At 71.0% G+C, this 15,581-nt stretch carries 13 protein-coding genes and 1 pseudogene; 5 read left to right on the top strand and 9 right to left on the bottom strand.

What is annotated here, in order from left to right; all coding sequences use genetic code 11:
* Positions 1 to 476: 476 nt before the first annotated feature.
* From ACZ49J_RS20760 to ACZ49J_RS20750, 3 genes are all read right to left on the bottom strand, one after another.
* A complete protein-coding gene (locus ACZ49J_RS20760) occupies positions 477 to 734 on the bottom strand; it encodes a hypothetical protein (protein ID WP_467449898.1) in 258 nt (85 codons plus the stop codon).
* A gap of 179 nt (positions 735 to 913) precedes the next feature.
* Entirely contained in the window at positions 914 to 1,561 is a 648-nt protein-coding gene (locus ACZ49J_RS20755; RefSeq protein ID WP_467449897.1) for a DUF6082 family protein, read from the bottom strand.
* A 305-nt stretch (positions 1,562 to 1,866) separates the two neighbouring features.
* The gene (locus tag ACZ49J_RS20750) at positions 1,867 to 2,268 is read right to left on the bottom strand and encodes a winged helix-turn-helix transcriptional regulator (RefSeq protein ID WP_467449896.1); all 402 of its coding nucleotides are present in this window, start codon (positions 2,266 to 2,268) and stop codon (positions 1,867 to 1,869) included.
* A 94-nt stretch (positions 2,269 to 2,362) separates the two neighbouring features.
* On the opposite strand from ACZ49J_RS20750, the gene ACZ49J_RS20745 reads away from it, so the two are divergent.
* The 3 genes from ACZ49J_RS20745 (at position 2,363) to ACZ49J_RS20735 (ending at position 5,749) form a co-directional block, all read left to right on the top strand.
* Entirely contained in the window at positions 2,363 to 3,217 is an 855-nt protein-coding gene (locus ACZ49J_RS20745; protein WP_467449895.1) for an SDR family oxidoreductase, read from the top strand.
* Between the two features lie 187 nt (positions 3,218 to 3,404).
* Positions 3,405 to 4,586 (top strand): EamA family transporter RarD, encoded by a 1,182-nt coding sequence (gene rarD, locus ACZ49J_RS20740; protein WP_467449894.1) that lies wholly within the window; start codon positions 3,405 to 3,407, stop codon positions 4,584 to 4,586.
* A gap of 215 nt (positions 4,587 to 4,801) precedes the next feature.
* Entirely contained in the window at positions 4,802 to 5,749 is a 948-nt protein-coding gene (locus ACZ49J_RS20735; RefSeq protein ID WP_467449892.1) for a M28 family metallopeptidase, read from the top strand.
* 42 nt (positions 5,750 to 5,791) lie between these two features.
* Here the strand turns inward: ACZ49J_RS20735 and ACZ49J_RS20730 are convergent, their stop codons facing one another.
* Positions 5,792 to 6,811, bottom strand: coding sequence for a hypothetical protein (locus tag ACZ49J_RS20730; protein ID WP_467449889.1), 1,020 nt, complete (start codon positions 6,809 to 6,811; stop codon positions 5,792 to 5,794).
* A 282-nt stretch (positions 6,812 to 7,093) separates the two neighbouring features.
* Between ACZ49J_RS20730 and ACZ49J_RS20725 the strand changes: the two genes are divergently transcribed.
* Positions 7,094 to 7,678: a DUF6668 family protein gene (locus ACZ49J_RS20725; protein ID WP_467449887.1), complete on the top strand. Its 585-nt coding sequence runs from the start codon at positions 7,094 to 7,096 to the stop codon at positions 7,676 to 7,678.
* Between the two features lie 84 nt (positions 7,679 to 7,762).
* Here ACZ49J_RS20725 and ACZ49J_RS20720 read toward each other — a convergent pair whose 3' ends face one another.
* The 4 genes from ACZ49J_RS20720 to ACZ49J_RS20705 form a co-directional block, all read right to left on the bottom strand.
* Positions 7,763 to 8,701 (bottom strand): ABC transporter permease, encoded by a 939-nt coding sequence (locus ACZ49J_RS20720; RefSeq protein WP_467449886.1) that lies wholly within the window; start codon positions 8,699 to 8,701, stop codon positions 7,763 to 7,765.
* On the bottom strand, positions 8,688 to 9,626 hold the full coding sequence (locus ACZ49J_RS20715) for an ABC transporter ATP-binding protein (protein ID WP_467449884.1): 939 nt from the start codon (positions 9,624 to 9,626) through the stop codon (positions 8,688 to 8,690). The genes ACZ49J_RS20720 and ACZ49J_RS20715 overlap by 14 nt, the downstream gene beginning before the upstream one ends.
* Positions 9,627 to 9,724: 98 nt before the next feature.
* Positions 9,725 to 10,975 (bottom strand): LolA family protein, encoded by a 1,251-nt coding sequence (locus ACZ49J_RS20710; protein ID WP_467449883.1) that lies wholly within the window; start codon positions 10,973 to 10,975, stop codon positions 9,725 to 9,727.
* Between the two features lie 375 nt (positions 10,976 to 11,350).
* On the bottom strand, positions 11,351 to 12,361 hold the full coding sequence (locus ACZ49J_RS20705; protein ID WP_467449879.1) for a polyprenyl synthetase family protein: 1,011 nt from the start codon (positions 12,359 to 12,361) through the stop codon (positions 11,351 to 11,353).
* A 1,148-nt stretch (positions 12,362 to 13,509) separates the two neighbouring features.
* On the opposite strand from ACZ49J_RS20705, the gene ACZ49J_RS20700 reads away from it, so the two are divergent.
* The gene (locus tag ACZ49J_RS20700) at positions 13,510 to 14,376 is read left to right on the top strand and encodes a LysM peptidoglycan-binding domain-containing protein (protein WP_467449874.1); all 867 of its coding nucleotides are present in this window, start codon (positions 13,510 to 13,512) and stop codon (positions 14,374 to 14,376) included.
* Positions 14,377 to 14,567: 191 nt separating this feature from the next.
* Here ACZ49J_RS20700 and ACZ49J_RS20695 read toward each other — a convergent pair.
* Positions 14,568 to 15,371, bottom strand: a pseudogene (locus ACZ49J_RS20695) (HAD family hydrolase); the annotation flags it as partial.
* Positions 15,372 to 15,581: the final 210 nt, after the last annotated feature.

Here is a 15,581-nt window from a genome sequence, read left to right as displayed (position 1 = left end):
CCGGGGACACCCGGACGGTCGTCGGCTGACAGGCTTCCCCGCCCGGAGGCCTTCCTCGGCCGGAGGCTTCGCCAGCCGACGGGGACACCCGGACGGTCGTCGGCTGACAGGCTTCCCCGCCCGGAGGCCTTCCTCGGCCGGAGGCTTCGCCAGCCGACGGGGACACCCGGACGGCCATCGGCTGACAGGCTTCCCCGCCCGGAGGCCTTCCTCGGCCGGGGGCTTCACCGGCCGACGGGGACACCCGGACGGCCATCGGCTGACAGGCTTCCCCGCCCGGAGGCCTTCCTCGGCCGGGGGCTTTACCGGCCGACGCGGACACCCGGACGGTCGTCGGCTGACGCTCCCTCGGCCGACAGGGACACCCGGAGAGTTGTCGGCCGACGGACTTCCTCGGCCGGGGGCTTCGTCGGTCGGCGGTCGGAACCCTTCCTTGAGGGCCTGGGGTGACGTACGGCCCCCAGGCCCTCGCTCGGTCATGCGTCGGGGATGTCCCGCTTGGCTCGGACGAGGGTCTCTCGGGTGATGACGACGATGCGCTCGTAGTCGGCTCTGGCCGCGTCGGAGGGAAGGTGGGGTTCGAGGGCGGCGGTGGCTTCGGTTCCGATGACGGCGAAGTTGCCGTCGGTGAGTTCGAAGAGGTCCGGGCAGGACTCTCCGGTCAGGCTCCCCCGCTGGCGGGGAGAGTCACCGAGCCGACGGGTGATGCGGGCGGAAGAGAGCTCGATGCGCAACGGGCGGTCCCCTCTCACTCGGGGCGGTGACGCCCCGGGTCGGGGGGTGACGCCCTATAACGACTGACGCACCCCCGGGGTCACGGCGACCCCGGATAAAATAAATGACCACACGCGTTCCTCCCCAACCCTGCCGAACCCCACGATCGCTCCCGGCGGACGGCGTACCGAAGCAGGGGTCAGGAGCGGCTCTCGCCGGGGGGCTCGGGGGCGTGCCCGGGGGCGGTCCCGGGCGTGGACGCGGTGCCGGGCGCTTGCTCGGGCGCGGGACCCACCACCCACCATTCGTCCGGGTCGTCCGCCAGCTCTTCCATGATCGTGTCGACGGCTCTGCCGACCCGGGCCTCCAGGGACTCCTCGGGCAGGCTCCTGCGGTGCTCGGCCGTGCGCTCCCAGTACTCCGCGAAGACCTCGTTGCGGGACAGCATGCGCAGATGGCCGACCAGTTCGTTCCAGTCGACGTACCCGATGCGGTGGGCGAGCAGGATCGTGCCGTACTCGCGGTTCGCGAACATCAGCTGGCGGCGCTTGACGTCGGAGATCCCGTTCAGGGTGCTCAGGGCGGCGGCGAGCGAGGGGTCGTCGATCGCGCGGTCCAGCTGCTGCGTGACGAGGCGGTGCTGCTGGATCAGGTTCGCGCGGTGGATCTCCTGCACCATGTGCTCGATGCCCTCGGCGATGAACGTGAGCTTGGCGAGAAGCTCCACGGTGAGCTCCTCCTGACGCCGACGGCGGTTGCCGCGCGCCGTGAACGGCACCCGCACCAGGCCGAGAGCCGACACCACCGCGGACCCGATCCGCCGCACAACCGGAGTCAGTGTGGCCATGTCAAGGTTCTCCCCGGACGGTAGCCGTACGCTCCGGCCGGTGGCATGGGCGGGCCGGCGCACGGTGGGCGTAACCGCCCCTCCCACCAGCGTGCCCGGCGGTTCGATCGCGCGTGAGAGGCAAGAGGGGGGCGCACGGGTGGACATGGCTTGTACACGGACCGGAGCCCTGACCCATGTGTGCCCCACGGGCGCCGTTCACGCGCGCCGGACCGGGGCAGGACCAGGCAAGGAACAGCAAGGAACGCCAAGGGTCAGGCGAGGAACAGCAAGGGTCGGGCGAGGACCAGGTGGGCCCTCCCCGCTCAGGGGCGCGCCTTCGCCGCGTCGTACGCCTCCCGCGCCTTCTGCACCTCCCCCATCCGCTCCGCCGTCCACGCGGCCAGCGAGCGGACCTGCTCCGCGGCCTCCCGGCCCAGATGGGTCAGGGAGTAGTCGACCCTCGGCGGGATCACCGGCTTGGCGTCGCGGTGGACAAGGCCGTCGCGCTCAAGGGTCTGGAGCGTCTGCGTCAGCATCTTCTCGCTGACCCTGCCGATCGCCCGGCGCAGTTCGCTGAAGCGGTACGGGCGGTCCAGGAGTTCGATGAGGATCAAGACGGCCCAACGGCTGGTGACGTGCTCCAGGACGAGGCGGTGCGGGCACATCTCCTCACCCGTGGCGTACTTGCCGACGGGGGCGCTCGTCGCGACGGTACTTACGGTCATGCCAGTACCTTACTTCAAAGTGGGTACTTTCGGAGAGTTAGCGCACGCCTTAGGGTTAGCGGCAGAGCCACCCCACCTAGGAGTTGTCTGCATCATGAGCATCATCGTCACCGGCGCCACCGGGAACCTGGGCCGCTTCGTCATCGAGGGCCTGCTGGAGAAGGTTCCGGCCGAGCAGATCACCGCTGTCGTGCGCAGCGAGGAGAAGGGCGCCGGGTTCGCCGCCCGCGGAGTGAAGCTCGCGGTCGCCGACTACAACGCCCCCGAGACCTTCGACGGCGTCTTCTCCGCCGGTGACAAGGTGCTCCTCATATCCAGCAGCGAGGTCGGCAACGACCGCGTCGGCCAGCACAAGGTCGTGATCAACGCCGCCAAGGCCGCCGGTGTCGCGCTGCTCGCCTACACCAGCGGCCCGGGCGCCCTGAAGGCCGCCCTCGCCGACGACCACCGCGGCACGGAGGAGGCGCTGCTGGCGTCCGGCCTGCCGTACGTGCTGCTGCGCAACGGCTGGTACAACGAGAACTACACCGAGAACCTCGCTCCCGTGCTGGAGCACGGTGCCGTCGTCCAGGCCGCCGGCGAGGGCCGGGTCGCCTCCGCCGCGCGCGCCGACTACGCGGCCGCCGCCGTCGCCGTACTGACCGGTGAGGGTCACGAGAACAAGACGTACGAGCTGAGCGGCGACACCGCGTGGGGCTTCGCCGAGTACGCGGCCGAGGTCGCCAGGCAGTCCGGCAAGGAGATCGTCTACAACGCGGTACCCGCCGAGGTGTACGTGGGCATCCTGACCGGCGCCGGGCTGCCCGAGCCGCTCGCCCAGATCCTGGCCGGAGTCGACGAGTCCGTCGAGAAGGGCCAGCTGGCCGGCACCCCCGGCGACCTGTCCCGCCTGACCGGCCGGCCCACCACGCCGATCGCCGACTCGATCGCGGCCGCGCTGAAGGGCTGAAGCCGGACCGCTCTGCGGGCTGAAGCATGACCGCTTCCGCGGCCTGAAGCATGACCGCTGGAGCAGCTTTCTCCTGAGACCCCCGTCGGTCATGACCGTATAGCGATACGGGCATGACAGGCGGGGGCGGCCGGCGTTACCTTCGACGGGGCTGTGCCAGTGCGGCCCCGCGAGTGAGGGAGGGCCGTTGAGCGGGAAGTCAGGGCGAGAGCATCGAATAGGCCTGCTGAACGGTTTCGCCGCGTACGGCATGTGGGGCGTCGTCCCCCTCTTCTGGCCCCTGCTGAAGCCCGCCGGGGCGGTCGAGATCCTCGCCCACCGGATGGCCTGGTCCCTCGTCCTGGTCGGCGCCGCGCTGCTGGTGCTGAGGCGTTGGTCCTGGGCCGGTGAGCTGCTGCGGCAGCCGCGCAGGCTGGGGCTCGTCACCGTGGCCGCGGCGGTCATCACCGTCAACTGGGGTGTCTACATCTGGGCCGTGAACGCGGGTCAGGTGGTCGAGGCCTCCCTCGGGTACTTCATCAACCCCCTGGTGACCATCGCCATCGGTGTGCTGCTGCTGAAGGAGCGACTTCGGCCGGCGCAGTGGGCCGCGGTCGGCGTCGGCTTCGCCGCCGTCCTGGTGCTCACGATCGGGTACGGGCGGCCACCGTGGATCTCCCTGTGCCTGGCCTTCTCCTTCGCCACCTACGGCCTGGTGAAGAAGAAGGTCGACCTCGGGGGCATCGAGTCGCTGGCCGCCGAGACCGCGATCCAGTTCCTGCCCGCCCTGGGTTATCTGCTGTGGCTGAGCAGTCAGGGTGACGCCACCTTCGGGTCCGAGGGCCCCGGGCACGCCGCACTGCTCGCCGCGACCGGGGTCGTCACCGCGCTGCCGCTGGTGTGCTTCGGCGCGGCCGCCATCCGGGTTCCGCTGTCCACGCTGGGGCTCCTGCAGTATCTGGCACCCGTCTTCCAGTTCCTGCTCGGCGTCCTCTACTTCGGCGAGGCCATGCCGCCGGAGCGCTGGGCGGGCTTCGCGCTGGTCTGGCTGGCGCTGTCGCTGCTGACCTGGGACGCGCTGCGTACCGCGCGCCGGGCGGCCCGCGCGCTCAGGAACGGGATCAGTGCCGCGGGCACCACCACGCCCGCCCCCGGCGCCATGCCCGTCGCCGGCGCCATGCCCGTCGCCGGCGCCGTGGGCGCCGCGTCCGATGCCGGTGTCGGCGCCGGCGCTGTGCCCGATGCCGATGCCGATGCTGGTGCTGTGCCCGATGCGGTTGCCGGTGCTGTACCCGATGCCGGTGCCGGTGCTGCGCCCGATGCGGTTGCCGGTGCTGTGCCCGATGCCGGTGCCGGTGCCGTGTCCGGTCCGGCGGACGCCAAGCCGTAGACCGCCGGGTGGTTTCCAGGCCCACGCCCGGTGACCGGACGAAGTCAACCAGACCGTCCGCTAGGCGAACACCCCTGACCGGATAGCACTCTTGACGGTCAGTCAGCCACACCAGCACCATCCGAGGCACCCCATTCACTGTGGACTCACCGTGCGTCCGCCATGAACCCCGTGGCGGTGGCCGGAGTCCCTACGGAATCCGGAGCCCCCCACTCATGAAGCTCTCCGTTCCCGGGCGTGCCACGGCGACTGCCGTCGTCGCAGCCGTCACGCTGCTCACCACCGGGTCCATGGCCGGGGCGGCCCCCGCCCAGGAGGCGGCGGCCGCCGCACCCGATCTGCCCGTGGCGAACGTCAAGGCCCATCTCACGCAGTTCCAGTCCATCGCCGCCGCGAACGGCGGCAACAGAGCGCACGGGCGCGCCGGTTACAAGGCGTCTCTCGACTACGTCAAGGCCAAGCTGGACGCGGCCGGGTTCACCACCACCGTCCAGCAGTTCACCTCCGGTGGCGCCACCGGTTACAACCTGATCGCCGACTGGCCTGGCGGCGACACCAACCAGGTGGTCATGGCGGGATCGCACCTGGACAGCGTCACCTCGGGCCCCGGCATCAACGACAACGGTTCGGGCTCGGCCGCCGTCCTGGAAGCGGCCCTCACCGTCGCGCGGACCAACTACCAGCCCACGAAGCACCTCCGGTTCGCCTGGTGGGGCGCGGAGGAGCGGGGCCTGGTCGGTTCGCGGTACTACGTCAGCAACCTCTCCTCCGCGAACCGCGCCCGCATCAGCGGCTACCTGAACTTCGACATGATCGGCTCGCCCAACCCGGGCTACTTCGTGTACGACGACGACCCGGCCATCGAGAAGACGTTCAAGGACTACTTCACGGGTATCGGCGTCGCCACGGAGATCGAGACCGAGGGCGACGGCCGCTCCGACCACGCCCCCTTCAAGAGCGCGGGCGTCCCGGTCGGCGGCCTCTTCACGGGCGCGAGCAACACGAAGTCGGCCGCACAGGCCGCCAAGTGGGGCGGTACGGCCGGTCAGTCCTTCGACCGCTGCTACCACTCGTCGTGCGACACGACGTCCAACATCAACGAGACGGCGCTGAACCGGAACGGGGACGCGCTGGCGTACGCGGTGTGGGAGCTGTCCTCGTAGCCAACGCGGCTCCCGGAGCCGGTCAGACCAGGCCAGGCCAGGTCAGTGCTCTGTGCCGGTGGCCGGTTCCGGGGACGCGCTCGCCTGCGCGCGGCTCGCCAGACGGCCCATGCGGGTGCGGGCCGACTCGAGTTGCTCGATGTCCTCGGCCGCGGGGCCGGCTTCCGCCGTGAGGTCGGTCCACACGTCGATGAGGTCGCTCCCCAGGCGCAGGCCCTCGTGCGGGTCACGGACGGCACGCCAGGCGGCGGCCGCGCTCTGGACGTCGCCGTACGCGGCCCGGGCGTCGTGCCGGCGGTGGCGGATCCGGGCCAGGTCCAGGGAGAGTTCGAAGGACCTGGGCATGTCTCCGCCCAGGTAGGCGATGTAGGCGGCCAGTTCGCGCAGCCACAGGACCTCCGGGTGCTCCGGGCCGAGGGCCGACGACGCCTGGGTGGTGGTGAGTTCGGCCAGGGCGGCGGCCTCGTCGATCCGGCCCGCCCTCACGGCCTCGTTGATCCGTCCGATCGGCTCCGCGTACGGCGAGGGCTCCGCCCCGTCCGCGTCCACGGTGCCCATCACGGCCTCGGCGATCTCGAACTCCGTTACGGGGGGCGGCTTGGGCCCGGAGTCGTCGTCCTCGGCGGCGGGGACGGGTGCGGTGACGGGCGCGGAGACCGTGCCGGAGCCAGTCGCCGCGGCCTCCCGCGTGGAACTCCGGGCGCCGAACACCGCACCCCCTCCGGGCTCGTCCACTCGTACGGGCTCGTCCACCCGCACCGGCTCGTCCACGAAGCTGCTGGAGCCGTCCTCGGAGATCCGCAGGGGCACGGCGTAGCCGATGCGCTCGTCGTGGACGGTGGCGAGCACGGAGTGGCCCGAGGCGAGGGCGATGCGGTGGAGGTAGTCGAGGACGGTGTCCTGCAGGGGCTCGTCGGGGAGGGCCGCCACCAGCATGCCGCCCACCGACGCGCCGTCACCGGACGCCGGTACCCGCACGTCGATCGGCAGCATCCCGGACTCCGGCCCCGGACGCTCCGCCCAGTCGAAGTCCCGCTGCTGTTCGCGGCTGAGTCGAGACATGGTTCCTCACTCGGGTCGGAAGTAGGACATCGGCAGGGACGCCGGAAGGGAAGGGCAGCGGGACATCGGGACATCTGGACATCGGGCGGAGCCGCGCCCCGGGTTGTCACGGACGCCACGAAGGGCGCCGCGGAAGACACAGCCCCGCCCCCACGAGTCTCTCCGATCTCCCCCGCTTCCCGCGTCACCACAGCGTCACAGGCTCGTCCCAGGAGCGGGTATCCGGCTTCCGGGAACGTCCGCGCACCACGAAGATCGGTAACGGACGAGGAGGAGAGGGCGATGCAGGGGCAGCGAGAACAACTGACGCCGAGCGGGCCGGAGATCTGGGTACGCGGTCCGGTCGTCGAAGGGGAGCAGCGGCGACCTCAGCAGCGGCGACCTCAACAACAGCCGCAGCCGCAGCCGGAGCAGCGGCAGCCGGAGCCGAACGCCCGGCTGGTCGCCGCTCCCCGGCGGTTCGCCTGGGTCGCCACGCACGGCGGGGCGGGCACCACGACCCTCGCGACCGTGTTCGGCGGCCATGACACCGGGCGGAACTGGCCCCGGCCCGAGCACGGCGAACCCGAGTCGATCCTGTTGGTGGCGCGGACCCATGCCACAGGACTCAACGCCATCTCGTACACCCTCGACACCTTCCGGCGCGGCGACGCACCACCGGGACTCGACCTCAACGCCGTCGTCCTGGTCGCCGACGCGCCCGGCCGCCTGCCCCGCCAACTGGCCGAGCACGTCAAGCTGATCAGCTCCGTCATCGACGTCTACCACGTCCCCTGGATGCCGGCCTGGCGCATCGGCGATCTCACCGCCCCACTGCCACGGGAGAGCGCGGACCTGGCCCGCCTCACCGGGACGGCCGCGGTCTGAGACCGGCCGCCCCCGCAGTCACCCGGCAGACCCGGCCCCCCCCCCCCGGCTCACTCGGCTCACCCGGCTCACCCGGCGGAGCGCTTACGCCGTGATGTCCTTCGAGGTGAACCTCGCCCACGCCGCCGACCCGAACACGGCCGCGTACAGGCACTGCAGGCCCAGGTTGCGCTGCAGGTCGTCCCAGTAGACCGGGTCTCGCATCAGGTCGGCGAAGGACAGCCAGTAGTGCGAGAAGAAGTACGGCTGCAGGGCGTCGAGTTGCGGGATCTGGTCGAGGATCTGCACGGTGATGAGCAGGCCGACCGTCGTGGCCATCGCCGCGATACCGCTGCTCGTCAGGGTCGACACGAACAGGCCCAGGGCGGCCACACCGATCAGGGACGCGGCCACCACCAGGGCGATGAGCAAGGCCCGGCCCAGCCCCTCGGCGAAGCTGATGCGCGTGCCCGAGATGGTCGTCAGCTCGCCGAGCGGGAAGAGCAACGCGCCCACCGCGAGCGCCGACACCGCGACGACCAGCGTGGCGACCAGACAGAACGTCATCGCCGTCGCGTACTTGGTGAGCAGCAGCCGGGTGCGGCCCGCGGGCGCGACGAGGAGATAGCGCAGCGTCCCCGCGTTCGCCTCGCCTGCGATGGCGTCCCCGGCGATCACCCCGATCGCCATCGGCAGGAAGAAGGGCAGGGTCGCGGCCAGCGCCGTGAACACCAGGAACAGACCGTTGTTGGTGATCTGGGCGATGAAGGCCGGGCCCCCGCCGCCCCCGCCATCGACCGACGAGCCGTCACTCGTCTCGATCTTCACGGCCACGCCCACCAGGACGGGCACGCCCGCGAGCACGGCCAGCAGCGCGAGGGTGCGCCAGCGGCGGAAAGTGGTGACGAGCTCGTTGCGGAACAGGCCGAACGTCCACAGCGGGCTCGGAGCCCGTACCTCCGCGGCCTCCCCAGGCGCTGCCCTGTCAGCCCGCGCCGTATCAGCCTGCGCCCTGTCAGCCCGCGTCGTATCAGCCCGCGACACCGAAGCCCTCCCCCGTCAGCGCCACGAACGCGTCCTCCAGCGAGGCCCGTTCGACCACGAAACCGCGTACGCGGACCCCGGCCGCCACCAGCGCCGCGTTCACCTCGGCGAGGTCACGGTCCGGAGGCTCGCCCGTCACCTGTTCGTCCGTCACGACGACATCGCCGACCCCCTGCTCCTTGAGCACCCGGGCCGCGTCCCCGGCGTCCGGTGTGGTCACGACCAGCCGCCCTCGCGCCCCGGCCGCCAGGTCGGCCACCGCACCCTGGGTGATCAGCCGCCCCTGGGCCATCACCGCGGCATGCGTGCACACCTGTTCGATCTCGTCGAGGAGGTGGGAGGAGAGGAAGACGGTGGTGCCGTCGGACGCCAGCTCCCGTACCAGGGACCGGATCTCCCGCATCCCCTGCGGGTCGAGCCCGTTCGTCGGCTCGTCGAGGACGAGCAGCCTGCGGGGCTGGAGCAGCGCCGACGCCAGCCCCAGCCTCTGCTTCATGCCCAGCGAGTACGCCTTGGCCTTCTTGCCCGCGGCAGCCGTCAGCCCCACCCGGTCCAACGCGGCGGCGACCCGCGTACGCCGGGTGCGCGGGTCGGCGGTGGGGTCGGCGGCGTCGTACCGCAGCAGGTTGTCCCGGCCGGAGAGGAAGCCGTACAGCGCGGGCCCCTCGATGAGGGCGCCCACCTGCGGCAGTACGGTGCGGGCGGCGGCCGGCATGGGTCGGCCGAGCACGCGGGCGGTGCCCGACGTGGGCTCGATCAGGCCCATCAGCATGCGGATGGTGGTGGTCTTGCCGGAGCCGTTGGGCCCGAGGAACCCGAAGACGCTCCCGCTGGGAACCGTGAGTTCGAGGTGGTCCACGGCCACCTGGCCGCCCCGGAAGGTCTTGGTCAGACCCTGGGTGTGGATGACACTTGCGTCCGTCATGGCTCCCCTCGGGTGCGGCTGCGGGCCGGGACGGCGTCCTCCACCGTCCCGGCCCGCCCGCCGGTGTCCTGGCCGACCGTGTCCTGGCCGACCGTGTCCTACTTGGCCGCGTTGGCCGCCTTCACCAGCGCGTCCTTGGTGACCGCGCCGGCGTACGCCTTGCCGTCGTCCGTGATCAGGACGTTGATCAGGCGGGTCTTGAAGACCGTACCGGAGCCGAACTCGCCGCTGACCTTGTCGCCGAGGGAGTTCAGGAACCCGTCGACGGCGCTGCTGCCGGTGGCGGCCCCCGACGGCACGCCCTGGCCGCCCGCGTCGAACACGGCGATGGAGTTCCAGCCCTCGCCGATGGTCTTCAGACCACCGCCCTCGAACTCCTTGCCGAGGTCCTCGCCGGACGGCGCCGCGTTGTCGTGGTGTCCCCGGGCCTCGGCCTCGTCCCCTTCGGTGACCTTCGCGCCCTTCGGCGGGGTGAAGTCGAACGTGGAGGCGCTCGGCTTGGAGAAGTCGACCTGGGTGAAGCCCGCGTCCACGACGGCCGCGCCCCCGCTCGCCGGGGTGAGCGTGAACTTCAGCGGCAGCCCCGTCCTGGAGTCCACCGCGATGGAGATCGCGCCGACCGTGGAGCCGGACTCCCTGGGCTTGATGAGCAGCTTGTACGCGTCCCGGCCGGCGACCTGGGCGGTGCCGTCCACGGTCACGGACGTGGTGTCGTCGACCGCCTTCAGGGCCTCCTCGGCCAGCTTCTGGGGCGTGGCCGGGATGTCCTCGGGCACGTCCTTGCCGGACTTGTGGTCCCTGCCCTTGCCCTCGGAGGCGCCGGTCGTGTGGAAGACCTCGTTCGAGCTGCTGTCGTACGCCCACACCTCGTCGCCGTTGTGGATGACGCTGTACTCGGAGGCCTTGTCCAGCAGCGAGAGCTTCTGCTTGTCCGGGCCGTCGGCCGCGACGCGCACGGTGTGCGTGCCGGAGGCGAGTTCGAGCAGTTTGGAGGAGGGGTCGGCGGACGAGCCACCGTCGTCGCGGGAAGGCCCGCCGGACCCGCCGGCCCCGCCGAGGCTGCTCTCCAGACCGCCCAGGTCCGGCAGCCCGAGGTTCGTGCTGATCTTCACCGTCCCGGACACCTGCTGTACGTCCGACGCGGCGATCTTCTCGACGAGTTCCTGTGCGCTGATCTTCGGCAGATCGGGGTCGCCCGAGCCGGCGAACGCCGGGACCAGCCCGATCGTCGCGGCCGCCACCCCCACCACCGTGACGGGGACGACGTACCGCGCGGCCTTGCGGCGCCCGGCAGGCACGTCGTCGGTCTCGCCGGCCTTCGCGCTGTCGTCGGTTTCGTACGGTGCCATGTGTGCCTTACCTCCGTAGTAGGCGGCGGCTTGTTCGTCGTAACTCGCACTCGTCGTCGTCCACCCCGAGCCGCCATTCTCACCCGAATCGGTGAGGAGTGGTGCTTTCCATCTGACCAAATCGGCTACCCAGAAGCGTCAGACCCCGGAATCAACTCCATGTACTGCTGTGGGATGACATGGAGAGGCGACGCCTCCCCCGACCCGTAGGGGTCCGCGGGGTCTCCAGGGGTCTCCGGAGGTCTCCGAGGGGCCGAAGGTGGCGTTCTTCACAGGATTCTTCACATGATTGGTCACAAAATAAGAGCCCGTCCTGCGTTCCAGGACGAGCCCTCAGGGCGATCGGGGGTCTGAGGGCGAAGCCCCAGGGGGCACTCACCCCGCTCGGTGCACCACGGCATCGCAGAGCTCGACCAGCGCGGCCTTCGCATCGCACTCGGGCAGTGGCGACAGCACCGTCCGCGCCTCCTCCGCGTACCGCACGGTGTCCCGCCGCGCCTGCTCCAGCGCGGGATGGGTCCGCAGCCGGGCCAGCGCCTCCGCGTGCCGCGCGTCATCGCTCAGGTCGGAGGCCAGCAGCTCGCACAGCGCGATGTCCTCGGCGAGCCCCAGCCGCTCGGCCCGCTCGCGCAGCCGCAGCACCGGCATCGTGGGGACGCCCTCGCGGAGGTCGGTGCCCGGGGTCTTACCGGACTCGTGCGAGTCGGAGGCGATGTCGAGGACGTCGTCGGCGAGCTGGAAGGCGATGCCGAGCCGCTCTCCGTACTGCGTCAGCACGTCCACGACGGTCTCGTCGGCCCCGGACATCATCGCGCCGAACCGCCCGGACACGGCCACCAGTGATCCGGTCTTGCCGCCGAGGACGTCCAGGTAGTGGTCGATCGGGTCCCGCCCGTCGCGCGGCCCCGCGGTCTCGAGGATCTGCCCGGTGACCAGCCGCTCGAAGGCCTCGGCCTGGATGCGGACCGCCTCAGGCCCGAGGTCGGCCAGTATGTGGGAGGCCCTCGCGAACAGGAAGTCGCCGGTCAGGACGGCGATGGAGTTCCCCCAGCGGGCGTTCGCGCTGGGTACGCTCCGCCGCACCTCGGCCTCGTCCATCACGTCGTCGTGGTACAGCGTGGCCAGGTGTGTGAGCTCGACCACCACGGCCGACGGGACGATCCCAGGGGCGTACGGGTCACCGAACTGCGCGGCCAGCATCACGAGCAGTGGCCGAAAACGCTTCCCGCCCGCCCGCAGCAGGTGCTGAGCGGCCTCCTGGATGAAGGGGACCTCGCTCTTGGTGGCTTCGAGCAACCCTTCCTCGACAGCCGCCAATCCGGCCTGGACATCGGCTTCCAGAGCCTGGTCCCGCACGCTCAGCCCGAACGGCCCGACGACGGTCACGAGGGGTCTCCTGTCTGCTGACGTCTACTGACGGTTACACGGTCGGTCTCAAAATCGGTCTCACGGTCGATGACACGGATTGTCGATCTGTCGCTGCCATCACTCGAGTCAGCGTATCCGGTCACCTTTCGATCACCACGGGCACCCACAGGTCCAGCGCGGGCTGTATCGGATCACGCCCGGTATGTTCTTGATCAGGTGATACAAGCAGACATGTAACGACTCCCGAGTCGACACCTTCACCCGTGACCACTGGATGCGCCGAGCCCTCGCGACCACGGAGATCACTCCGATGGGCCCGTCGAACTCGCTCATCCGTACGCCCTTCCCCCACGCCGCTTCTCACGAGGCCTCTCCCGTCACACCTCCGCACACGCCGACGCCGCTCTCGGACCCGAGCCACTCAGGGTGGTCACCGCGGCCGGCTCACCGGGCGACCGCTACGACAACGACGCACCCCGCACGCAAGGTTCCGGCCACACGACGAGGGGCGGCACCCGCTTCCGCACGACCTCCCCACTCCCCACGCACCCCGCGTACCTCGCGCCCTCCACATGGAGTTGGATGGCGAGTTCCCCGAACACCGCACGTATGCCCCGCACTCAGCCCCGCCATCGGGCCGGCGCACCCCGAAAGGGAGTCGGACCACACCTCACCGACCGGCCCGACCGGCAACCCAACCAGCGGACGACTTGTCCGAATTGCCGGATTGCCAGCGCTTCATCCGATCCGTTCCGTGAATTGAGTCACGCCGACCGAACGGCACCCCTCGCGCCCACCTTCTCGACTCTTCCTTTGCAGAAGGCAAGTTGAGCGTCGCCTTCCGGAAATCTGGCAGGCCCATTGACCAAAAAGAGCCGATCAACGGCAGTTCTGCCGCGCTTTGGGCCTTGTTCCTGACATGTGCTCTCGCATACGTTCACGGTCCATCCGGACGGGACGCCGAATCCTGCCGCCGCCCGGAATCCCCACTGACCAACACTCACGCAGGCAGGAGCGGGGGACCCAGGTAAGCCGCCGGCCCGCACGACGGGCCGGCTCGGGGTGAAGCCGCGCACGGAACGCACGACGCGTCGCCGGACACGGCCGGGCACCTCCCCGCCCGAACCCGACAGCTCACCTCGCAGGCGCCGGAGAGGAACAGCGCCATGGCCGCACGAGGCAAGCACCGCCGCCCCAGAACCAACCCGTTCACCCGAGGAGCCGTCGTCGCCGGAACCGGCACCGCCGCCCTCGCCCTCCCGCTCCTGAGCGCGACCGTCGCGAGCGCCGCACAGCCCGCCCAGGCCCCCGCCGCCGCACAGGAGGTCCAGACCGCGCCCCGGCTCAAGTCCCTGACGTACACGGTGGTCAAGGGCGACACGCTCTACCGCATCGCGGACAAACACGACACCCGCGGTGGCTGGCGGACGATCTACAAGGACAACCGCAAGGCCATCGGCGACGACCCGCACATGATCCACCCGGGTCTCCACCTCAAGCTGAGGACGGCCAAGGCCGGCACGGCGAACACCTCGGGCACCGCGGGCAAGGAGAGCAAGCCGAGCGGGACGGCCGACAAGACGTCCACGGCCACCGAGAAATCGACCCCGCCGACCCCGTCCACTCCGTCGGCCTCGTCGACCCCGTCCGCCCCGTCCAACCTGTCCCCGCAGACCGTCGCCGACGCCACCGAGGTCGCCGACACCACGTACACGGACGACCTCGACGGCTGGATCCGCGAGGCGCTGGACATCATGGCGAAGAACGGAATCCCCGGGTCGTACGACGGCATCTACCGCAACATCATGCGCGAGTCGTCCGGCAACCCCCAGGCCATCAACAACTGGGACTCCAACGCCGCGGCGGGCACCCCCTCCAAGGGGCTCCTGCAGGTCATCGACCCGACCTTCCAGGCGTACCACGTGGAGGGCACGGCGAACGACCCGTTCGACCCGGTCGCGAACATCGTGGCGGCGTGCAACTACGCCGCCGCGCGCTACGGCTCGATCGACAACGTCAACGGGCCCTACTGATCCCGGACATCGCCGAACACCTACCGGCCGGGCCGAGCGGGCGACGAGCTCCGCCGGCCCGGCCCCGGTACGGAGCCGGGCCGGGGGCCGCCCGGGACAGCCCCGGACCGGGGTCCCCCCGGTACAGCCCCGTACCCGGCCCCGGACCCTGATTCGGACCGGGGCCGGGGCATCGGGTCCGCGCCGGTGCCCGGGAACAGCCGCTCCAGTACCACCGCGATCCCGTCCTCCTCATTGGACGACGTCACCTCGTCGGCGACGGCCTTGAGTTCCGGGTGGGCGTTGGCCATGGCGACCCCGTGCGCGGCCCAGTCGAACATGGGGATGTCGTTCGGCATGTCCCCGAAGGCGATGGTGTCGGCCGGGCCCAGCCCGAGGTGCCGGGCGGCCAGGGCGAGGCCGGTCGCCTTGGTGACCCCGCATGGCTGGAGTTCGACGGTGCCGGGCCCCGACATGGTGACCGTCGCGAGGGAACCGACCGCCCCGCGGGCCGCCGCCGCCAACTCGTCGTCGGACAGGGACGGGTGGCGCAGCAGCACCTTGCTGACGGGCTCGCACCACAGGTCCTCGCGCCGCAGGACCCGTACGGCGGGGAGGGTCGGGTGCGGCATCAGGTAGCCGGGCTCGATGAGGGTGAGTCCGTCCACACCGTCCTGGTCGACGGCCGCGTACACCTGCCCGACCTCGGCCTCGATCTTGCCGAGCGCGGTCTCCGCCAGCTCCCGGTCCAGGGTCACCGACCACAGCAGCCCGTCCGCGCCGGCGTCGTACAACTGCGCGCCCTGCCCGCACACCGCGAGCCCCTCGCTGCCGAGGTCCTCCAGCAAAGGGCGTACGCGTGGCGCGGGGCGTCCCGTCACCACCAGGTGGCGCGCCCCCCCGGCCACGGCTCCGGCCAGCGCCGCACGCGACCTGTCGGAGAGCGTGTCATCGCCGCGGAGCAGCGTTCCGTCCAGGTCAGTGGCGATCAGGGCATATGCGGTGCGCGGGTTCATGATCAGAGAATACGGATCGGCGGGGCCCGCCTGTCCGGCGTGAACCGGCCGACGTACCTCGGCCGTTGGGGCGTCACGGGCATCCGGTCCAGCCACGCGTCGCCGCGCGAGGGCGAACCGGGCGTCAGGACGAATCGCCCACCGGGCCGGCCCCGCTCCGCCCCTCCCCGCAGGACACCCGGCAACAGGCGGCCCCGCCCGCGTTCCCTC

The sequence above is a fragment of the Streptomyces sp. NPDC030840 genome (assembly GCF_055572015.1).
The sequence above is the reverse complement of the archived record's forward strand: the minus strand, read 5'-3'. Positions and strand labels throughout refer to the sequence as shown.